The sequence below is a fragment of the Pantanalinema rosaneae CENA516 genome, assembly GCF_050753385.1.
GTDB lineage: Bacteria > Cyanobacteriota > Cyanobacteriia > Leptolyngbyales > Leptolyngbyaceae > Pantanalinema > Pantanalinema rosaneae.
Genome location: NZ_JBLZFZ010000021.1, coordinates 12,583 through 36,830, shown reverse-complemented (window position 1 = coordinate 36,830; position 24,248 = coordinate 12,583). Strand labels below are relative to the sequence as shown.

The window sequence follows — 24,248 nt, the reverse complement described above, 5'->3', positions numbered from 1 at the left end:
GAATTCGGCTTTCTCTCTACACCTGAACTGAATAGTGACAAATGATGAGTAAGTCATCGATCGCCTCTGCCTTCAAGCGATTATGACCACTAACCGAAGTCCATAAGGTGCTGGCGATAGCACCAATTTCATCATCCCTAACTTCAAGCTCCCAGATATCAGCGTCCTTCACTACATGAGTCCATTCATTTTCGGCAAAAACTCCATGGGGAGTATTTGCCAGGAGTGGCTCACTGTTCAGCGGTGTAGGCCCCTGTGTGTTGCCCTTGGGCGGTGTCAGGTAAATACCTAAAGGTTGACCACCAGAAGCGTAGGTGTCCTTGGTCTGGGAGTCTTTAAATTTCAGGAAGACATCCACTCTGTTGATGGTGATGTCTCTGTCCCGAAATTGGCAGGGGAAACGGTGGGGCGTCAGGTGCAGGTTAAGTTTACTGCTTGAATCCGTGTTTTGAGGATGGAGGAATCGATGCCATTCGGCGGAAAACTCCTGCTTGGCGCTGAACATGCTCAAAAAGCCTGAAGGTTGGACAATAGCTTCTAGCTGTTCTAGATCTTTCTGGGTTGTTTTGGATGTGTTCACCAGATTTCGAGCTTGCCTGACAGTGTCTCTAAAGCTATCGTTGCCCTGACGAGCGGTGTAGCTGAGTTTAAAGATCACATCGGAAATCGTGTTGAAATCAAAGGTATTGCAGTCCTTCGGCATTTCGATACGCCAGGTTGACACAACTCCGGATCCTTCAAACGGAAGATAGCGCTCATCGCGGAAGTTGAGTTCAAACAGTCCGCTATCGTTTTGAGCGGTGCTGGTGGCGATAGATTGGACGGCAACCAAGTAAGAGCGGAAGCGGGTTTTGCTTTCGTCATTTTGTCCGTAGGTGTTATCGGCCTGATCAGTAATGCGTACTTTGGCACTTTCTAAAGACAGGGTGCAGTTGATGTTGGTATAAGGCCCAACAACGCAGGGAATAGTCAGGCTAATACTCTTAATACGGCGCATGTAATGACCAGGGTAGTCAGCATCGAAGAGAGATTCTGGCAGGGTCATGTAACATTGCCCAGTTTGTTGGAGCATCAACAGGGCAACGGGATCAATCTGTCTTAAGGAAATGTGTTTGGTCAGTTCGATGTCGCGCTTGTTCTTTTCCAGGTAGGCGGCTTCAAGGCGGCGCAGATGGTACTGGAGCTTTTCGCCAGCCAGGAGTCCTTTTCCAAGATCGTCGAATTGGCCAAATTCGATGTAGTTCGTCTCTGCCAACCCCAGCTCGAAACGGAAGCATTGTTCGGCTTGTTTTGCTATGTCGAAGGCGAGGGTGTAGCTGTGGAAGTAAACTTTAGCAATCTCGCTAATCATCCATTCGTAGAGTTCAAGGGTTGTAAACTTTTTCTCCTTAGACAATGCGAAAAAGGTTTGATTGGGATCACCCAACATAAAGCTTACTATCGCTTTTGCATGTTCAATCTGCTGTTCATGGTTGGATAGTTCTCGTTCGACAATAGATAACCTTTGCTCAGCGGCAGCAATTTGTTTTTCAAATTGCTCAATGTCATTTTGGGCCAAGTTGAGTTGATGATCCCACTCTTCCTGCCGTCGTTCATAGGAAGCCATTGTGCCAGCCATTGATGCTCCTGTTTGAGCGACAGAAGCAAGCAGTGAAAAAGCACGTCCTGTTGCTGAGATAGCGTTGGCCTGATGGCTACTGCCATAGGAAATAGAAGCGTTGGGAGTGTTACCGTGCCCTCCTGCACCTATTGAAACATCAGGTGCTGCATGCAGGATTGCCGCAGCCAGTTCTTGTATTCCAGAAGCTATTTGGAATCCAGAAGATACTGCTGAGAGAACTTCTTTGACCTTTTCTGCAGTGTTGTTATATTCCTGGCTGGCGTAGTAGGCACGACGAATTTCTGCCCCAACTTTACCTTGTTTAGCAGCATTAAGGGATTCTTCAGCCTCTTTAATCTGAAGTTGCCGGATATGAGTGACCAGATCGAGTAACTTAATCTCCTGATTCGATCGAATTTTAGTGAGTTGTTCAGCATCACGCTTCTCGATCGCTGCTAATAATGTGCTTCCCAAAGCTTTGACTTCACCGACCAACTCATTGGCTTTCTGCAGCATGAATTGGAAGCGGTAGGGAGGTAAGATAAATAGTCTTTCATTGTCTTGGCTGGTTGTAGAGCTTGCTGCTATTAACTTAAAAGTCCCTCTAGAGAAATCGAGAATGTTGGGAGTGAAGCCTGAGCGAGGCTTGCCTTCAATGGTCAGGCAGTGGCGAATGTTATAGAGCCGAGTCTCAACAGTATCCCAGTAACTGAGGAGTTTTTCATTGACAGGAATGCCAAAGTAAAGGGTTGAGATGCCTTTAAGAAGAACTACACTCTCTGCCGGATCTCGTTCCTCATGTGTCGAAGCAGGAGCATTTCCTACAGCTGATTCAATAGTCAACAGGGTATTGGCGAAAGCATCAATATCCCGATTAAGGCTTGTTGCATCATTCTGGAGTTGATTGTAAGTTCTGGCCTGAGTGGATTGAACAGGTACCAGCTGTGGGCGTGGGCCGAGAATGTCCCTGGCCAACAAGTAAAGCTGAGTAGCCTCGTTAGTAGATTCCCAGGTATCTTCACGGAAGCGCGCATCAGCCCAAGCAATGAGGGTATCAATAGTTTGCATGACGGTTGCCCGTTGGTAAGCGCCATGACGTAGACGGGCAATAAGATGGGGATTGAAGGGGTCTTTCTGCCAACGCTTAATTAAATCCTCTCTATCCTGCTGGGCTGTTGTTTCAGCAGCATCTTTAGCTAAGGAACTATTAGCAAGCTGGATCAACCATCGTGTTACAGACTCTATTTCATATTCATCGTAAAACTTTTTGAAACGCCAATATCTTTGAGGAGTATTGCCTTGAGTAATTGTTGGGTCAAAAACCTTTCGGTACCATTCAAGAGCTTGACTAAACCTTTGACGACTTGCAAATCGTGTGCCTAACAAAATGGGTATGTGGAAAAGCAATTCCCAATTATAAAGGGAGTAGGCGGCTTCTGAAGTTAAGGCAAGACACTCTCCTGAAACAGAATTTGCAATGCTGGCTGGTGCAGAAAAACTATCGGAAAAAGCACCATTCCTTTCCCAAATTTGATTTTCAGATTCAGGGATTGAAACACTATAAATTCCTTCAGCACCATGACGTTCTAGTTCACGACTTAATGTTGTTGTTAATGGATGATAAAAGGCAATAGCTTTCCACTGATTTTCTGTGGTGCTATATCTTAGCAAATAGGAACGCCTATTACGTTCATCACTGATAATGGTTGGCAAAGGTGAATGCAATCTGCCAGGGAAAGAACCAAAAAGGAGTGGTCGTACAACTCGCATACTAGTATTGAAAAGGGAAACTTTCTCTTGTTGTTTAAGAGTATCTAGACCACTGTTTAATCCACTTATTAGGCCAATTAATTCACGTCCGAAAGGACTATCCTCACTTTGCAATTTTGCCAACTCTTCATCGTAAATCTTTTGAAGATTAACGCTTACTTTGCAATAGCTTACAGGTTCTATAAAACTACCCCATTTGGGAAGAAAACCACTACCTGGCCAAGCATTCAATAAGTCATCTTTATTCTTCAATGAAGGTTTTAAGTTTGATGAGGGCAGGTCAAAACTCAGTAAATTAGTAAGAACAGGCACATCATATAAACCTGGATATCCTGGAAAGAGCGAGTATAACAACATAGCAGATGCCTCGGCAGTGAGCGCTAGACCCAAGCCACCTAAAGCCAGTGCTGCCCCAGCGCCACCTGAAACAGCACCTATAGCACCCACACCCAATGTTCCTAACCCACCCCAGAAGCTTCCTGCCATACCTAATATGCCTGGTGGAAGGTTTAAGCGTAAAGCTTTTGCCCCACCTTCATTGATATCAAAATAACCAAATTCAAATCCAACTAAAGGTTCTGACCATCCAAGTTTATAAGCGTCTAGACGGCTATACTTTTGAAGATGATTGAGAAGGTCATCCTTGAAAAAAGGTGAATCTCCTTTAAATAGATGATTTTGTAAATACTCACTTAAAATTGAGTTGTAACCATCACCATCACTACCCAAAAGAACCTTCTCTGGATCTGAAAGGCTCTTAAGCTCATTCCATAGTGTTTTTAGAATAGAGGATACAACCTGAGCAATTCCTTCAATGGTTTTAGATACCAAATGTTGTGGCCATGTTTCAATGGGTGGGAAAGATTTTAGAGATCTCTCTACTATACAAGCGTACTCAAGCCCCTTTTCCAAGATCTTGCTTAGGCTATTTATAGCCTTATCAATATCCTGAAGTGTCTCTCCAACCGTTTTATTCAGAACATCTGCGATAATATTAACACTTCTTTTAACACCGTTTATAACTCCAGTAACCGCATCTAAGCTATCTTTAAGAGCATCCACAGACCTCTTGATGCTTTGTAATACATCGATTTCCTGAGCTAATTTTGTGGCTTCTTCTATCAATCTCGCAATTTCGATCTTTAGGCTATCAACTTCTTTGGCTAGTTGTTCGGCAAGGGCTTCAGCCTGAGTTTTTAGTTCTTGAGCTATTCGCTCAGCAGCTTCTAATTGAGTAACTTCTCTCATTAGTCGGGTGACTTCTCCTGAAAGATCTCTGACTCCTTGTTCAGCCGTTTCCTTTGCCCTTTTTAGCGAATCAATTTCTTCATTTAAAGTCTCTATTTTCTTCTTGAGACCATCAACTTCTCCCTTTAATCCATTAATTTCGCTTCTAGGATTCCAAGCTTTATAGGAGAGCTTTGGATTAGATTGTGTTTCAGGTGTAAGCAATGAAGGTGGTAATGTCACGCCGCCAATCCGGATTCTTGTCGCATCATCAACTCGAACTGCAAAGTGAGTGGGGGCAAGGGGGAAGAATGGGCGGGCAATGTAGTGGTCTGCGGTACGTTTGGGTGTCCAGCCTCTGCGTTGGCGGGTACTCCAGGACAGGGTGTATTGATCTTGATAAATCGGGTAATGGGGTAATAGTGGAAAAGGCCGTGAGGGATTCATCCCCAGCACGTCTTTCATACTTTCGAGTTGTTTGGTGTGTTTAATCCAGTACAGGTTTAAACGTCCGTTTAAGACAATGGGCACTACCCAGTCGCCATCAATATCCAGATCCAGACGAGCCCAGGATGAAAAATGTTGTGTATCTAAAGACCAGGTTCGGTGGTAATACTGGTGGGGTATTCCTTGAGTTCGCGCCACGATGTGCAGGACTTTTTCGCTTTCGAGCTGTTCAATGCAAGTGCCCATAATTTCCATGCGGGCAACTTCATCTAGCTTTTGCAGGTAAGCAATGAAAGCATCTTCCACGCTCTCATCGGTTAAGTCGCGCTGGGATAGGGCTTGATTGAATTCTACAAAGAAAGGAGATTGATCATCTCTGGTTTCTGGAATTAGCCAATTTTCTGGGTATAGAAATAGCTCTCGATTAGCTCGCCAGGTTTGATAGGATTTTATCCATTCCCAGCGGGTTTCAAAGGATGGGTCAAAGGTGGCGGCGGTATCTTGTTCGTATCCCAGCAAAACTCGTTGCACAAAGGTTTGGACAGAGGCGATCGCCAGGTCAATGCGACTGACTTTTTGTTCTGTCCCCATCTCCACATCCACCAACAGGTGATGGTTCAAGGCATCGCTGTTCGTGAGATCTTCAGCATAATCTCGTCCTAGCACATAGGACACCAGGGCATCTCGTTGCTGGAGACGTAATTGGTTACGGAGGGCAGGAGCTACCTTTTGCCACTCCGCTCCCCCACGTTTGGCCGTTGCTATCAAGCGAATGTCGTTAGAGACTTCAGTTGTTAGGGAATTTGCCAACCAGGGTTTTAAGTTTTTGGCGGCAACACCCAAGTACTGCACCAGTTCAAGGGCATCCAGGAAACATAGCCAGACTTTTGGTAAAGCGTTCTGAGCCGATTGTTGGATGTCCAAGAGTTCTGGGTCAAGGAGCATCTTGCCATCTTCCTCAGACACTTCAAAATAGCGGGCGATCTCCCCCCAGCTATCGGCCATAGAATCTGCCTGAGAAGCGACTGTGTGAGCTACCCAGAAAGAAAGACCCCGTGCAGCAAATCGTTCCTGTAGGCGTTTAAGGTCACAGAGATTACACCAGGACAGGAAGAGAGTTTGGCGTTGTTCTACAGAGGAGGATGCAGAGTGAGTGGTCTGATAGGGTAATCTTGAGAGCGTCAGCAGGTTGAAGGGGTGTTGCATACCAGTTGTCGCTAACGCCTGATCAGTCCAGCCGAATGTTCGCAACAACCAGGCCCCTTTAACAAACTGCACGTATAGGGGCCATATTCGGTTTTGGCGTAGATCTTTAGGGTGTTGCAGATTTAGCCCTGAACGGAGTGGAGCAATAAAGTCTACCAAGACTGGAATAGCTTTCAAGTTGAGCTCTAGAGCAGTTGGTAGTTTGTCTAACAACTGCTTAACAGTACCTTGGGGGAGGTGGAAAGCTTGAGCAAATGCATTGACCAAAAGCGATTGGGTTAACAGAACAATAGCTGGTGTGAGGATCAGAGTACTTCGTTGGGAACCTGGAGCTGATTCTGGGGTTCCAAAACCTACTAATTGGGCTGTTAGGGTCTCCGGGTTGTAGGTCAAGACATTTGCAATCCCCTGTAGGCATACACCGACCTCAGCAACCGTCAGTCTGGTAGGCTCGCTGTTAGAATGGTCAGGAGTTAATTCAACCCCATGAGCTTCTAAATAGCCTTCTTGATCAGGACTGAGCATACAGACCCCAGTACCTTCAAGAATCTCGATAATTCGGGTAGCGTGTGGGATATGGTCGGCTAATTGAGACTGTACTCCATTGTCGGTAGGAGTTGCTTGAGCCAGCAATCGCGCTAAAACGATAATTTTTTCTTCCCTTGATTCGCAAGGGGCATTCTCTGTCAATCGTTTTGTCAAATTCTCGAAAAGAGCGATCGCATCTTTTTCTAACTTCTGCTCAAACTCTGGATTGGTTTGATGGCACAGTAAAATATCCAGGTCGTGAAGATTGAAATTGCTGCTCCGAACTTGTTCAACGGCATCCAAAAAATGTTGGGTTGCCTCAGGATTTATCCAGGGATCATCCAAACCACTCATAGTCTGAAGGCGTAGCAGGTCTTTAATCGACCAATGCACGGCTTTGGACAAAGTAGCCCAGCGATAAAGTTTTGAGAGGGTATTCAGGTTCAACTGAGTAGTTTCGTTGATTAGCAAAGCTAAATCTTCAGCAGATAACCCTAGGGCTGACCATACAGCAACTTTCACATCTGCAAAGGAAGCCGTTAGTGGGATAGCCAGGAGACGACGATCGTCCTCTGACAACCTGGTTTTGTCTTGAAAGATTTGGTCGTACTGTGAGGCGATAAGTTGAGCGGGGTTGCTAGTGCGATCGTAGGTGGCTTGAGTATCCAAATCTCCCCAAAACGTCAGGACGGTAGTTACAGCTAGATTTAGCCGTTCAGCTAACCGTTTTACGGCTACAACCTGAATCAAGAAATTATCGGTTAAGTCAGTAGCCTGGAATATCTTTATTGCCCGATCTAAGTCTCTAACAGTCCATCCCAGCCGTCGCCACAGACGCACAAATCGATGGAAGCGGTTAAGGAAAGGTTCGTCTACCCCTTCTAAATTCATCTTAGATAGGTTACAGCCATCGCCTGTTATGTGAAGCGTTACCTGATGAGAACCAGGTGGGTCGGAGAGTTGCGGATTAATGTAATCAGCAGTCAGTAACTCCATTAAATCGGAGTACTCTAAACCACTCTTATTAAGAAAAGTTCGAACATTTTTTCCCTCACACTGAGGCCAGCGATCAGGGCGGAAATAATAACCCCAATATCTCCAGGAATCGTTAATAGTTGCGGACAAGCTAAATTGTCCTTGCCAGGGATGGTCGAAGCCAGTCATCCAAGCCATCCCACCGTAATTTTCGCCTTCCCGAACTGTAACCACCTGCCCCATCTTTAGTTTTCGGATCAGACGAAGGGCGAGATTGTTTTGAGGATTGCCTTCGATTCTGGCAAGAAAGAGAGCTTTTGTGGAAGAGTTGCGAATGAGAATCAAATCTCCTGAGTTTGGTTCAAACCCATCAATCAGTTGGGGTACCAGCCGAGGTAAAAGTATGGCTGGATCTATTTGCAAGCAAAGACGTACCTCTAAAACAGCAGTAATAATCTGACGTTCTGTAGTGCTAAGTCCCAGATAGGCTAATGTGCTATCAAGTATTGTCTGCCTATGCTGGTTTGCTAAAGATTGTGACCTGAAACAACGAATTAATTTATCCCGGCTCAGTCCCAGATCTGCCAGATAAATCGCGGTTTCTGCTTGGGTAAAGTTGAAGGGCAAGCTCCACGGAAATACAGCGTTTGCAAGAGTGTCATATGCCCGAGAATTAAGATGCTCTGGCAAAGCGGCTAACTCTTCGGCAGTCCATGTGGTCTGTGGATAGTAGTCTGGAACTGAAGTGACCTTTTGCTCCAATAGCTCGATAACTAGGTCAATGTAAGGAACTGGAGTCTCAGCATTAGCCGCAGATAACTCAAGCTCGGCAATATCCGGGCGGCGTTTAAGCAACACCTCCTGAACATTGGGTACTCCTCCATTGTTTTTTAACATCTCCAGCAAATCCACCAGGTACGCCCCCGTACCTAAGACCGATTGGCTGGGAGGGGCCAGGCATGATGTCTGAGGACCAAACAGCGACTCTAAATTGGCTCCCTCGGGTAATTCAGGAGGATTGGGATGGGTTTCGGTGCCGCTCCCGGTGCTACCTGCACCACCTGCATTACCAGAGGCAGGCTTTTTACGGCCCGCCCCCAGCCCCGATACAGCAGATGGTGAAATCTGTTGGAGTTGTGGGGATAGAGTGGTTGCGATCGCAAGTGCTTTACTAAACTGCCGAGCTGCCCGACGATGAATTACTTTGGCTTGCTCCTGCAAGAAAGCTCGATCTTGCTCATCGGCAGGCTTACCTGCTTCAACCATTTGCTGAACAAAGCTTTCCTGGCTCATTGTCGCAATTGAACGAGCGGAAGTATGTCCCTGTGATAGCAGATGTACGGCTTCGCTACAGGGAGCAATGCGTAGCAGACGTTGCAAACTGGTCAGGTCTTTTTCCAGTCGGGTTGCCTTCTCCTGAAGGAGGGTGGCATCTGCTTCTGGCTCTTGCGATCGCACAAAGTCATAGAGCACTGACCTTTCCTGGGCTGCCTCTCCATTGCCCGAAACCCCATTAGCTCGATTCAGGCGCAGAAGTTGGAGTTTGAGTCCCGGCCCGTGGAGATTGATTGCCTGATTGAGATCTGCTTGATTGATCTGAGCTTCCACAAAATTCTTCAGGGCAACAAAGTTAGCTGGGTTGGGAACCTGCTCAGGTTGGGTACTAACTTTTTTCAATCGACCCAATAATGCCTCTGTGGGATAGACTTTCTCAAAGTTAGCGGCCAAGTGGCGAGCTTGCAGACGGAGGCTTGGCTGGTCAGCAGTGGTGCTGTTTAAGGATTGAATCGGTCTGACCGGAATTCTTTGTCGAATCTGTTTGGTTGCCAGCCAGCCTTGCCAGTCGTCGGTATCGTTTTGGGCAAAGGTACGCAGTTTTGCCTCATCCTGATCTTTCGAGCTGATGCCTTCTAACCCAGACAGAGGAGGCATTTCAGCTACTAGATGTTTTACCAGATCGTCTTCTGCTCCCACAATTTGGGTCAGTCGTTGGGTGCGGCGAATGATGGCTCGTCCACGAACAGAAACCCCTTTTTCTTGCAGCCGATGTTCAATCTGCTCTGGTTTTACATCAGGTTCCTCCGCCAGAATTTGGGTGTAATGGCTAAACTCAGCTTCTGGTAGGTCTACAGCAGTCAGTATTTCCTTCAGGCTGGCTCCTGGTAACTGGGAGGCTGAGGAGCGCAGATGTTCCAGGCGGGTCTGAATTTCCTGCTGACGTGCCCGCTCTTGTAACCAGGATGCTGCATCCTGGACTGAGTCTTGCACGGTAGGGGCGACGATGCCAGCGGCAATGGCAGCCTCCAGGCTTTGCGTAGCAGAGATGGATTCCTGACTGACTTTTTGAGCAATGGGGTGGAGGAGAGCATAATGCACTTCCGGTGATAGAGATGGGGATTGCTCAGTCGCTGCCTGGGTTGACAATCGATGCGCTTCCGTAAACCGCTCCAGGGTTTTGGGGTCAATGCGGGTAACGCCAGCTAGCCAGGTCAGCTTTTCGGGTTGGAGATTGGACAGGTCAGAGGCTAAACCGATAGCCTGATGGATGCGATCGCGCACCTGCTCAAATTCTGTAGGTTCCGGTTCCCCTTCCATCGTCAGGTCGATAGTGACGGGCAACGTGAGGTTGTACTGAACATCAGAACGTTTTGGTTCCTGTTCCTGATTGGCTCTGGTAGCACTGATATGAAGGTGGAGAGGTGAAAGTGCGGCGGGAGCGGTTGAAAGGTGCTGAGCCAGTTGGAAGGGATCCAGCACGATCTGGTAGCTACCGTCAACGCGCGTTTTGACAGCAGAACCGATGGGTGTTGGCTGGTCTGCAGCGAATTCCTGGTGGAACGCCTGCACCCTCACATGGGGCACCGGGCGACCAGTGGAAGTGAGAATTCGTCCTGAGATCAGGGATTGGTTTGTGGTAGTAGTCGGGAAAACGGCAGCAGCTTGTTGATGCAGAAAGTCAGCTAGAGAGTCCCGTTTAGCATCAGAGGTGTCACCGTCTGCCCAGGCAGGTAAATCGGTATCGGCAATGGTTTGAAGCCACTCTGCCCAATCTTGAGTGTGCCAGAGCGCCAGATCTATCGCAGAGAGAATCTGGCCTTGCTCATGGAGAGTTTGCAGGGAACTTACCAGGGGAAGGGTATTACGGGTGATCTGCCCCACCTGTAGAGCAAAGCGGAGTGCTTTAATTTTGGGGAGACCCAGGTGCAGGTCAGCCTCAATTTTGGGCCAGAAGGCATCGAGGGGTCTGGTGGGTTCTATCCGTTGTAGGGTTAAGAGAGACTGGATAATCCGTCGCCGTAGGGACGAGTCTGGCTCCACGGAGGTCAGGAGTTTACCCATAGAGGTGGGCTGATCCTGGCAGGCGGTGCTAATTGCCTGATTGAGAATGCGGCTTTCTAAACGCTGACACCATTGTTCTAGAGTTTGTTGGTTAATGATGGAAATAACGTTCTTTTGGATAGCGGCTTCCAGAGCAGTTCGGAGGTTTTGGGGAGAGTGGCTGTAGAGCTGGTCTAAGTCTGTTGGCAAGCCTTGTTGTTGGAGCGCGTAGAAGACTTCAACAGGAAGATCTGGAGTTGCCAGCCGTTGGGCAGTTCTGAGGGCAGTGATGTGTTTTTCTGGAATGCGAGAAACTCCAGACAGAAAGGTAATTTGTTTATCTTTCAGATCGACCAATCGTAGAATGTTTCTATCTTGCAGAGTCTTAGTGATCTGCTGGTTCAGAGTCGCGAATTCAGATAAACGGGTTGGTTGAGTTCTCTTAACACTCAAATTTATTGTTTCTAATGCTGTCGCGTGGTACTGCGGGTCAGCCTCCAATAATGGAGTGGTTGCCGTGGATGAATCAAAGACCCGAATTTGAAGATGAAGGGTTGGCTTAACGGGGGGTTGGTAAGTGAGGGTATAGGTGCCATCAGCATGGCTGGTTGTTTGCCCTAACTGACTCTCTTGCAGTCCTGTCTGGTTTAAATCCAGGTCAAATAGTTTAACGACTAGATTACTAACAGGGGAAGCATCTGCCTGATCGCGAATGGTGCCTTGAACAACGTGATGTTTGTTGACAGTAATTCGCACGGGGTTTGGTAGAGGTCGAGACCCTCTCAAAAATTGCTCATTTGTCCCAGCTAAGGTGTATTCAAGCTCTGTGTTACCCCGATAAATTTTGAAACGAAGATCGGGTCTACCTTCTCCTGGATGCTCGGTGAAGTCGGAGGTTTTGAAGTGAAATTCGACTTGCCCATTGGCAGCAGTCAGAGCGGGTGTGCCCAGTGGGTCGTGAACCAAATTGGGATCGCTGTCGAAGGCTTTGACCAGAAGCCCAACCAACGGATTGCCGTGGGCATCAACAACTTGACAAACAACTGTGTAGTTTTGTTCAGAGGTTCCAGTTGGTTGGCTTTCGTTCGGCATAGTGATCTCCGAAAATTGCTAATTTTTGGGTAAGTGTTATCCAGGCATTGACGGTGAAGAGGTAGTGCAACCCGGTTTGAAGCAATGAAAGAATTGATTTGCAATGATGGAAGGGATGATCGCCCTCATGGCTTCGGATTTAATCTCTCGCAAGCCTTCTCAAGTTTTGCTTTTGCTTTGTCCTCTCGGTTCTTAATGTAGGAAGTTTGCATAAGGAGGGAAATCACAAAGGCAATGGCTGCACAAACCAGAGCCACCCAGGTAATGGGGGCACTCAATGAGAAATTATCTTTGAATGGCAGAACCAGGCAGGCAACAAACCCGGCAACCAGAAGGCTATTAATGGCACTCATCGTATGTGCTAACCCCCCAAAGCTACGAACTTGTAGTTTTGATGATTGTTTGGAATTGGCGGCCCCGACGGGATGGTAATCGACGAGTAACCCTTCTTGATCAAACAAGGTGATGAAGGTTTGGCGAATATGGTCGAGGTCATGTTTACATTCGTCAGTATGCTCATTGCGCTTGATAATTCGCAGTAGCGTCATGGAACCGACAACAAATAGGGTGAAGAATATTGCCAGTACAATGCTCTTAAGCGCATCGTCTTTCGGTCCATTGTCTTCGGTGCTTAAAGCAACCACTGCACCCAATAAAAGAGTCGCCAGACCGACAAAAATATTGAACCGTGTTTCACCCACTTGCTCACTATTTTTCATCGCCTCAGCACGATAGCGATAGTCTTCAAGCAGCAGATCTTTAAGGATTTCGGAGTTTGATTGCATTTTGATTGCATTCATGTTGTGCTGTCAAAATTTTCAATGTGGCCTATTAGTGTTATTTTTTTAGCAGTAAAGATTCATTATTTTACTCCTAATTATTTTTGAACTTCTCCTTAGTGTGTGTTGGCTAATCATCATTTGAGAAATTTCTGGTAAAACCATGATTCTAAATTCTCGTTAGGATCAATATATTCCTTTACTGCCCATGCAGTTTCTGCCCCAACCTCTCCTACTAGTGCTGCAGCACCTGCCCCTGGAACTACTTGCAGTCCTTCTCTCAATGCTCCCCAATGATCTCCCTCAGAATATTTCTGGTAAGCTTGATAACCCGCAACAGCAGCACCTACTACTGGGACACCTTTTAGCACTTTCACGCCAGCTTTTTCTACGCCTTTTTGAAGTATGACCTCAGCAGCATCTATTGCTTTATTCGTGGCATATCCTTCGACAGCACCCTCATAATCTCCTTGCGCAAGTTGCACTACGGTATTGACTAGTCCAGCTTTAGAATCTGCACTTCTCATTGTTCCTACGGTTCTGCTACTTCTTACTCCTTGCCCTTGCCTTGCTAGTTCGTGCGCTTCTCTGCGCATCTCAGTAATCTTGGAAGCCTTAATCCGCATTGTTCGTCCATCAATGCCATGAGCTTCTAAAGCTGCTCGAACACGCCTTGCATTCTCACTCTCACTCTTCTTAATAAGGTGTCGTGTTTTTGCATTAATGAGATTTGCTTTTTGTCGTTCACTGAGCTTGTCCCAAGTGTCTTTCCTTTTTTCCTTAACTGCTCGGACTGCTTCTTCATGGATGGCATTAAGTTCTACAACATCTGAAAATCTAACCCCAATAATGTCGAAGGATGGATGATCTGCAAGAGAGATTGGTTTTCCATTGGCTTGTGCCTCTGCAGCAATTTGGGAAGATTTAATAAGTCTGTCGGACTTATGGGAACCTCGATTAATTGAGGTTTTACAAATTTCAAGTCTCATTCCAGTCTCAAAGTCGATTATCAGTCCTCTATGCCGTCAAATCTGCTGTGGATTCTCCGCTCCACTTGCTGCCATGCCGGATGTTGGATAGATCTATCCGTCAGCTTCAACCGGGCGTGTTTGCCAGAAGACCAAACGCAGGAAGTTGTAAGTCAAATTCTTCAACCCTAACTGCACCTTAGCCCGCTCCAGTCCAATCGAGCGTACCAGTTTGCCACCCATTTGCATCACCCAAGCCCCAAAGACATGCTCGACCTTGGCCCGGGTTTGAGAGCGCTCTCGGTTGGCGGCTTTTTGTTCCTCGCTTAAGGGGCGATTGCGATAGGCGCGTTCATGGATGTGACTGATGAAGGTTAAGACCACGAGCAACCCTTCGAGGGCGACGGAACGATAGGCACTGTCCGCCCACACCTCATCGCCTTCATTGTCAGCATCGAGCACTGCCGTGAAGGCTTGACTATCGTGCACGGCGGCATCGGTCACGGCATAGCGACGAATAAAGCCATGGTTGGCATCAATACTCAGGTGATCCTTATAGCCGAAGTAACTCTTGCCGTTTTTCTTCGTCCAGGTCGCATCGCCATCTTTTTGTGCCCCCTGATGCGGATTCTCTTGCCATTGGGGTGGCCTTTTTCCAGCCTCCAGATGGGCTTTTTCATCCTGGTCAAAGTGCTGTTTTGGCACCGGGATCAAGGTCGCATCAATAATTTGCCCCCCTTGGGCTTGATAGCCTTGCGCGCTTAAGTATTCTCCAAAGGACTCAAACAACGGCTCTACTAATTGATGCGCTTGCAACTGCTGACGAAATAACCACACTGTGGTCGCATCCGGCACCGAATCTTCAATTCCTAACCCCAAAAATCGCATGAACGAGAGTCGGTCTTTGACTTGATATTCCAACGCTTCGTCACTGATGTTGTACAACTGCTGTAACACTAACAGCTTAAACATCAAAATCACATCCATAGGCTTGCGTCCAGCGTTGCTTTTGCGCGGTTTGTCATGGATCACGGCAAGTTGTGCCCGAAACGATTCCCACGGAATTAACCGGTCTAAATCTTCTAAAGTGCTTTTCTTGGCGGCTAATTCTTGCTGGCGCTGTTCTAAATCCCAGAACCCTTGTTGTCCCATTGCTGTCCTTGGATGGCCTGACTGCTGCTATCTTATCTCTCTGATCTCAGAATGAGACATCCTTTTTTCGATTTTTCGAGGTGCCCTTATGTTTATTAACATCTCCGTAAATTATGCTCTTGTTAGCAGCATCTTCAGAGCTTCCTCCTTTAGCTACAGGGTGCTTCTCGTCAATATGTACTTGTTGAATTTGCCGCTCCTCATCTGTTGCTCTACCACTGAGATCAGTTTTCTTAACCGGCATATTAAGTACGTAAGTGTATAGGTTTAAACCATCAAGCATTTCCTCAGGATCGGTTGATATCCAGCGTCCTAACCAAAGAGCATAATATCGTGCTTCATGATAGTTCAATCCAGTCTCCTCATCCCGCTCTTTACTTGTATATCGATATCGCTTCAAACTCACTTCTATATCGCTATTTTTAGATTGATAAGATACACTTCCATAAGGATAATATTCCTCATAAAAAATTACATTTCCTTTTTCATCTAGTTCTATACAAGTAGATCCTAAGTGGTTATTCAATTGATAGCGAATTAGAGCTTTTGGTGAAGTAATTCTGTTAACAATACTGTCCTTAACTTCAATTGTTTTTATTTCTACTAACGCTACTCGCTGCTCATCATCTATAATATGTAGTGTTTCTCGTTCAAGTGTTACCGTTATATCATTGCCGTTATATTCACGGTAAATTTCAAAGCCACCTAAATAAATCCGTTCATGCTTTCGTCTAGGTGTGGCTCCATCGGCGGCAGGTAGTTCTGTCACCTTGCGTACCCGTTGTCCTGCTGCATCGTAGACGTAATAGGTCTTTTCCCCTGCACCGTTATTCACTACCTGTTGTTGGGTTGCCTGCAACTGGTCCTTAAAGTCCCATTCCATTACCTTCAAATGGGGCATCTGGGTCATGCTGCCGTGGGCATCGTAGGTGTAAATCTCTCCATACATGGGATCTGGTGCATAGGGGGTTGGACAGGGCATCCGCAAATCACTGGCATACCCCGTACTAAGGAGTCGATTGCTATCCACCGCATACTGATAACACCGCTTCCACCCCGGATGTTTGGGATCGGTTCCCTGGTGGGCCATTTCCAAAATGTTGCCCACCATATCATAGACATAGCTCTGGAGATACCGCCCCATTGCCTGTCCATCATGGGGATGGGGTCGGTTCATCCGCAGTGAATCGTCATGACCAATGGAGATCGGTTCTCGACTACCATCAGGCTTCTGCCCTAAATGTTCTCGTCCCGTTGCGGTAATTAACCGATAAATCGGGTCATAGGTGTAGTCTGCACAGGCTTTTACCACCTGATTACGGAAATAAATCTCTTGCTGCGCGGCATCATGAATTGTGGTGATATTGCCGACTGGGTCATAGGTATACTGCAAATCTTGCAATACCTTCGGGTTGGTTTTTCGAGTGGTTTTCAGTTGAGTTAACCGGAAGGTTTTGAGGTCATAGTGGTATTCGGTTTGCGCTACGGTTGGTTTGCCATCGGCATCGCGATCGCCATACTCAATTAACACCCGTTGACCCTTCTCGTTGTAATCAATATTGCTGACAAAGTGAGTGACCGTTTCTTCACCGCGTAGATTTGCCTCCAATCGTTCCAGCAAATTCGCTTCGTTGTAGATCGGGCGAATCTCACTGCGATCGGGTGTCGTCATCCTTATCGGGCGATTCAGCGCATCATAGGTTGTGTTGGAGGTAAAAACCTCACTTTCAAGCAGCGGAACCAGTTTTCGCTTAATCGTCTCAAGATCCAGAGGACGGTCAGAGTATGCAGAATACAGGTGGAAAGATATTCCCATCCAATCCATCGTTTTCCGATAGGTGCGACTCAACTGCCGCTGACTATCCTGCAAATTGCCCTTAAAGTCGTATTGTTGATTTGTCACCACCCCGGCTGCATCATAGACCTGATACACCTTACCCTTCAGGTTCCGCTGCGCGGCTTGTGGATGTCTCTCTCCATACACCGTGCATTCCGCCAAAATTCCCGACTGGTTTGCCGATCGCACAAACAGTTGGGTCGGTCGCTGCAAGGCATCATAGGTCATTGACACCGTAAAGCCTCGACTATTCCAGGTACGGATGGGTTTACCTGCCACATTGGTCAACGTCCACCGTTCTCCAGCATCCCCACTGTAGGAATAGAGATTATGGCTCAACAGATCAAACGCCCGTCCAATTAGCACAGGTTTACCCTGAGTATCCTTCACGGGTTTCCCCTGGCTATCTCGCTGGGGGATGCCATAGATCATCACCGGATTATTTCGGGCATCGGTAATGACCCATTGATTGCCCTCAATATCCAGGTCGATGTGAGTCGGATATTTCTGGTCGTCTCCGTTGTCTGCGATCGTCAGAAACGGTCGTCCCAACGTGTCGAGATGGGCGATCGCCGGTGTATCGGCATGGTTGGCGGCTTTCTCTGCGGCTCGTTTTTCCGCTGTTCCCAACGCTCCATCAATCCGCTGCTGATACCAGATGGGTAAATAGGTGTGTCTGGGTAAACGCTCTTTCCCCTTATCGTCTATGAAAAACCCTTTGATATCCTCATCTGTACTGGGATTATGCATCACCGTATCATTCACATCCCAGGTTGCTTGCTGCCATGCATCAAATACAACCTTTTCATAAGTGCAATTTGGATGCAGCGTCGCGACTACCCGATCCAATGGGTCATAGAACAGAATTGATGTGACACCCCACTCCACCAGATCAGATTCCATTTCGTAGTGGTGAGTGCTGCTAAAGAAGGGCTCAAACTGTTTAACAGGTTTTCCCTTATTGTTGTAAACCTTACTGCCCGTTCCAACCCAACGAGGATCAACATGGCCCAACTTCAACCTGCCATTTTCCCAAATCAGTTGACCATTCGCGTCTCGTAATGGGGCATCGCCCGACTCTGCCTGAATTTTGGTTTGCACCTCTCGCCCAAACCCATCTGAATAAACAAAACTCACCTGGATTTCATGCAGTTCAAGAGATTGCTCCTGCAAATCGCTGTGATGTTTTGTGCGGGCGATCGCCGCCGCACTGGCAGGGAGATGTTCGAGATCGTAGATAAAGCGCGTGGTTGCTGTGCCTAGATGCTGAATCGCCTGCGATCGCGGATCATCCGTTGCGAAAAATGCTGCAATTTCATCCGACGTAAGATCCGCATTAAAACGCTCAAAGGAATCGCCCAGGGACTCCGTTTCCTTGCCCATGACGGCTGTTCCAACCACCATCCCCAGGGCATCAAACACAACTTGCGATCGGTTGCCATTTGGATCAGTCACCTGCCGAGGCTGCAACACCCGATAATCATTTGCAATTTGAATCTGGTTGCCAATGGGGTCAGTAGTCTGGATTGCTAATAGATGGAAATCATCGTAGGTAACGGTATAGAGTCCCCCAAAGGGATCTTTCGTTTGAATCGGCAGATAGAAAGCATCAGAATCAAACGCTTGCCGTCCTGAAGGAATCCACCACAGCCCATCCTGTTCAATGTATTTTCCCTCCTTTCGCAGCAATGCTTGCAGGTCGCTCAGTCCAATCTTGTTGCCATTCGTTGCCCCATAGACCTGTGCCAACAGCTCCGGTGTGAACGCCAACTTAAAACTTTCACAGGGCAATGCTAAGGAATCCACGTCACCCAACGGCAACGGCTTCGGATCAGTTGTCTTCGCAGTCTGATTTGCCCGGTAGCGCGATCGAACCCGTTCAATCAGCCGTTTCTGCACTCCAGCACTGGCAAACGCTTCGTAGGGAATCTCAACGGCTGCGGCTAGATGACTGCGAATGAAGTCCAGCGTTAAGGGAACAAAGGTAGATGATTGAGGAGCTTCAATCCCTGTAATCTCATAGGTGCAGGTTTCAATTGGAACCCCAATGCGATACCAGTTAGAGACATTGGCTTTATTTGTCACCCAATTTTCCGTGTAGGTGGCTAAGGTCTTAGCCTGTTCGGGATAGGCAGGGATGCGGCGGGGATAGGCGATCTCCACGGACTTCCGCACATTACCGAACCCATCTACTTCCAACGTCATCTGATGAGCTACCCGTGGGTCTTCCGGATGACGCTCATAGTGGTAGGTCAGACTCTCTTGCGGGTGGACAAAGAATACTCCATATTGCCCATCCTGCCGGGGCTGGAGTTGCCGAATCTCATAGTTCGATTCCGCCACCGTGTAGGGATGTTCAGCCTCGCCTGTCCTATCCAGGGCATAGACCTCCTGCCGCAATATACTCCCTTTCAATGCTCGGCAGGCTTCCCGCTCTTCCTGAACCGTTAACGGATGCGGGAGCCTGATCGTCCGAGTCTCCTCGGTTCCATCTGGCAACCGTTCTGTAACAGTTGTTGTTAGACCATCAGGCAACACTGTATCTGGCAATAGCATTGCCTTAAATTCCGCTTCAATCCGTTTACGCTCAGCCTCAGTAGCCTCTTCTGGAACTCGATGTCGGTGCTCCCGGTAGTATTCCGTCTCTGCAAAGTACGTTGACAGATGCTCCCGATCAATAAATGCCCCCGTATGGAACCAGGTCTTAGTTTGTACTGGCGGCACATGGAAACTCTCCTCGTCATTGGTTCCTGCTGCAAACAAATTCCCCTTTGCCAATTCCGCGTAAGCTTCCGTATCCCACTGCTCCACCATCCCAAAGCCGCAAAACTCCCGCTCCTCGCCATCAAAGTAGCCATGATGATAGGCATAGCGCGTCACAAACCGATTGCCGCTGATCTGGTCGTAGGTTTCCACCCGCTCTACTACATGCACCGGAAAGGGTAAACGAGTGATCCAGGGTTTACCATCGCGCTTATCCCGCAAGTAAAATTTCGTTGAGGGTGCATACTGCACAATGGTTTCAGCACCTAGATTATTCCGGGTTTGAATCAGCAGATGGGGCTTTTGCTCACCCATTAAACTGACATAGCGCATCTGCTGACCAACATCTCCGGGCAATGGCGATGACCAGACCAGACAAGCCGTACCATTTCCCCGCAAATCAACTGCCATGATGCTGGCTAAGCTGTCAACGGGAGGAAAACTCTGTAGAAGCTGTGCTGCGCTCCAGCCGTTGCCCGATTGATTGAAATAGAGCTGGACTCCATCCTGATGCAGATAAATAATATCTGTCGTCCCAGAACCATCAATGTCTGCCAAACGAATTCGCTTCTGGTCAAACTGGTCTGGGTAATCGAAATGGGGTGCGTTATCCATCGTGACCTTTGCCCCAAACTGTCCATAGCCCAGATTGGGCCAGTAGCAGACTTCTCCATTGCGAATCCGCACCAAATCAGTCAACCCATCGCCGCTCAAATCAGCCAGATAAATTGATTGACTGCCATCGGCAAACACCAGTCGCGGACCCTTCTCCTCATCAAGGGCTTGAGCCACCCGCTGTGCGGCCCCAAACCCCTCCTCCGCCAAAGAAGGATGCCAAACCAATGCATCCTGCTCCGTAATCAACACATCGGCATGACCGTCCCCATCCAGATCCACAAACTTGAGATTGGGATCTCCCATGTCGCGATTGAGCCGTGAGGTAAAAGGACGAAACGGCTGCCATCCCTCCTGTCCATCATGCTCGTACAGCCCCGGCATGGAACCATCCATCACCACCAGGTCAGGTTGCCCATCCCCTGCCAAGTCCATAAACTGAGCCTGCCCACCAGACACAGACAGATTAGGTTTACTGATCACTAGCTCAACTGGCGCAAACTCAACTGGCTGTTGACTGATGGGACTGAGATTACGCTTGTAGAACCAACTTCCCGCCTGTTCAGTCAAAATGCCCGGAATGCCCTCGCCATGCAGGTCAGTCCATTGATAGGCCGATCCATCTAATCCGATCGGTAAATTCTCCAGGCTGCCCCGATCGACCTCCCGCACCGTCGGATCAATTTCGGGTTCACTATAGGTAAATTCCAACGACGGGAGTGATTTTGGGAGGTAATCCCCCTCTGGTTTACGCTTGTAGCCCGTCTGGGTAACAGCAATCAGCTTGGAATAAATGGGATTCTGAACAGGGGTAGGTTGGTTTTCATGGGAATAGGTGAAATCAGTCGATCGCACCAGACAATTTTGTCCCACCCCTGGCTCATCGGGAAAATGGTGGAACATCAGTACGCGCTGGCAAAGGCGAGTAGTGCGTACCTCAAACCCCGCGCGGTAGGTCGAAAAGGGATCGTTGCGATAGTCCCAATCCCCTGAATCCTTTGGTGTTGGCACTGTGGCATGATGCTCACCATAGTCGAACACCACTTCAAACATCCAGCCCGCATTGTCAATTGCAGCCTGGGTGAGGAAATGGGGGCGCTGTCCAGTTGAATCTAGCAGTGGGATACGATTGCCGTAGCGAATATTCTTGAGATAGCGATTTGCGGTACGTTGTGTAGCGTTGCGATCGCCCCGGTTACGCTCATGGGCAAGGCTAAGATCCACACCCGCTCCATCCTCTGCTTTGTAGTGGTAGAGAATGGCATTTCCCTTATCATCACGGGTTTCACAGATGAGCCAACTAAAGATGCGGCGGGGATTTGCTGGATCAAAAATACGGGAGTTTTGATCCTTACCGTACAGCGTAAGAATGTTGTCCTTGGAAAAGGAACACCAATGAACATCGTTGGGATCAGCTACATTAGTCCAACATTCAATGCGAGCAAACAGCCCTTCAATACGCGGTCGATAGCGTTTGATCACATAGGTCTTATCGCCTACAGTGCGATTGATCGGGCTTTCGAGTATCCACTCTCCCTGAGCATTTTTAACCAGAACCGGAACCAAATCTTCTGCACCTGAGAGGATGAAAACATCCGACTCTGTGGCATCCTCATAACGCGGTAAGCCTTTATCTGTTTTGCGGGTAATCGACGGGAGTGATAAATTCCAGCCAAACCCAAATGGTCCATTACCTGCACCAGAGTCGTAGGACAGAGAAAGTTGGGGAGCAAACCCAGAACGCCCAGGACTGGCGGCGATCGGGACTGTCATGGAGCCTGTCCCTGTAACGGGGTTAGCCGCAAACTTCTCTCCCATCCCTTTGATGGCTCCACCCCCTTTGGGTAGAGACACCGCCACAGGAGGTGAATAATAGCTTTTGCTCGAATCAGAGACTTGACTACCGTCCGGACTGTCCGAGAGGGTTGGCATAAACTAACTCCCACAGCTAATTAACTAGGTCGCGCCTTCCTGCACGTAAAGTAGGCGTCAAACTAATGGGGAGATGCATCGCTACTTAAACTACTTAAAATCTATGTTGTTATAAAGAGATGGAGGAAACTTTTTATCTAAATTTAACTTTTAGAGAGGAAAAATGAAAATATTAGAGTTGCTGGGTAATAAGCTCAGAAATCCTTGAAATCTAGCCAGTGTGAGCGTTTTAGCTATCTTCCTCGTTATTTTCCCAACAGGTCTATTCCTAAAGCTTAACTGTGCTCTCTTTACAGAGCGATCGCCGCTGAAGGCGCATCCTGTTTCCAGTCGCCTATCCCTAAACCAGACAGTTTTGCCTATTTTAAGGTTTTGGAGTGTGTGCTTACCAGCATGGCTGGCCTCTTAGCACATCTGAATATCAAGAGCCTTCAGAAATTGAAAAGAGTGAGAATTCTAAAAAGCTTGATGTCTAGAAGCTTTAGGCTTTTTAGAAAAACTTCATTGATTGAAAATCGCGCCACTTTACCTGCTCAGTCACACTAGAGATTACAGTAGCTTAGACCATTTTGCGACGCCCCACCGACCAAAGTGAATCGTATGGGCAATCATCCAATTGTCTAAGCATTCAGCCAACCACTCAACGTCTTTTCGGAAGGTAGCTTCATAGTGTCTCAAGATGGCTGAAAACCGTTGAGCCAGCTTATCTTTGATATATTTCAAGTTAGATTTGACGCTACAGCAGATCAATACGATTTTAAGTAGAAATCCGATCGTGAAGGTTGCTCCTAAGTTGCCGTGAAGATCAAGAAACATACTGTGCTTGTGAGCCTGGGTAGGATCTGCAAGTAGGGTAGCAATCAATTGATCACAGGTTTGAATTAATAACTGTCCTGTCGGTTGAACATCATCACTTTCAGGCAGAATGTGTTTCAGTTGTTCCTGTAGCCAATCATTAAAGGAGTGGTTGCCATAATTTGGTTTACAAGAGTATTTAATAGAATCTGTTAAATAGGTATGGATCTCTTGTTTGAGGAATCTAAAAGACTGAGATTGTCCGGCTTTCACTAGAAATTGCTGGGATGCGTCCTGATAGTTAGAGCCTCCTTCAGATTTACCTGCAAATTGTGCGATCGCGAGCTTTAAATCTTGATCACTGAGCAAAGTGGGATTTTTAACTTCGGCTGTATTCGTTGTTTGAAATAAGCCAGGAGCGTAATGCCAGAGGCAATTCTCAAATTTCTGCTCCATTTCCATTTGTCTGCGCCTAACGGCATGATGCCCTAACTCACCACTATTTCCATCCAGTAGAAAGTAGCGATACAAAAACGGATATCGATAAATCAAATTCTCCATCCGTTCGGAGGCTTTATCATGATTAGGCAGCTTCTCTGATTTGTTACTCTCTTTTGCAACCTGGGCATAGCGTTCTAAGGTTTGATATTGGGGTGTTTGGGTAAATTGATGAATCAGATATCTGAGCTTCTGTGTATTGACTAAAGTGCTGGAGACAACAGGTGGAGGGTCTCTAAATAAATTGACTAAATCTTCGGTTGCCCAGGTGAATTCTGATTTTGACCACCAATGATTAATCAGGATATAGCAGCATCGATTCAGGAAATTGGTGAACTCAGTCTCTGCCCACTCTGAGTTGACAATCTGGTTTAACGCATACAAAACTTCAGATTCAGGGCAACTAATTCCTTCAATCAACAGATGTTGAAAGGACTGAACGGATATTTCTACATCTGAATTTCGCAGCTTGAGTAAGTAATTACAGATCAGTTCTGCATCTGTTTTAAACTTCAGGCTGGGATAGTCGTTCGGTAGCATGAATAACACCCTTAAGAACTTGCAGTCAGAAGTGTGAGTCAGCGATCGTAAAGGCTCAGGCTAAATACCCCGATCATTGAGAAAGATGCCTGCTCTAAGTTATCAGTTGTCATGTCCAGAGTGTACTCTTAACGAAGGACAAGTCTGCATGACGACAACGGCTGGCAAGGCATCTTTTAAGCGTTATTGGAATAGTGAGCGATGCT

The 24,248-nt window shown here is 47.4% G+C and carries 6 protein-coding genes; all 6 read right to left on the bottom strand.

The window, feature by feature from the left end:
• Positions 1-16: 16 nt before the first annotated feature.
• Positions 17-11,428, bottom strand: coding sequence for a Tc toxin subunit A-related protein (locus tag ACN4EK_RS14040; protein WP_431658568.1), 11,412 nt, complete (start codon positions 11,426-11,428; stop codon positions 17-19).
• A gap of 860 nt (positions 11,429-12,288) precedes the next feature.
• A complete protein-coding gene (locus ACN4EK_RS14035) occupies positions 12,289-12,963 on the bottom strand; it encodes a hypothetical protein (protein ID WP_431658567.1) in 675 nt (224 codons plus the stop codon).
• A gap of 116 nt (positions 12,964-13,079) precedes the next feature.
• On the bottom strand, positions 13,080-13,931 hold the full coding sequence (locus ACN4EK_RS14030) for a hypothetical protein (protein WP_431658566.1): 852 nt from the start codon (positions 13,929-13,931) through the stop codon (positions 13,080-13,082).
• 93 nt (positions 13,932-14,024) lie between these two features.
• Positions 14,025-15,062, bottom strand: coding sequence for an IS5 family transposase (locus tag ACN4EK_RS14025; RefSeq protein ID WP_431655305.1), 1,038 nt, complete (start codon positions 15,060-15,062; stop codon positions 14,025-14,027).
• Positions 15,063-15,108: 46 nt separating this feature from the next.
• Positions 15,109-22,209 carry a SpvB/TcaC N-terminal domain-containing protein gene (locus ACN4EK_RS14020; RefSeq protein WP_431658564.1) on the bottom strand — a complete coding sequence of 2,367 codons (7,101 nt, stop codon included), beginning with the start codon at positions 22,207-22,209 and terminating at the stop codon, positions 15,109-15,111.
• Positions 22,210-22,758: 549 nt separating this feature from the next.
• Positions 22,759-24,042 carry a hypothetical protein gene (locus ACN4EK_RS14015; protein WP_431658563.1) on the bottom strand — a complete coding sequence of 428 codons (1,284 nt, stop codon included), beginning with the start codon at positions 24,040-24,042 and terminating at the stop codon, positions 22,759-22,761.
• Positions 24,043-24,248 lie beyond the last annotated feature (206 nt).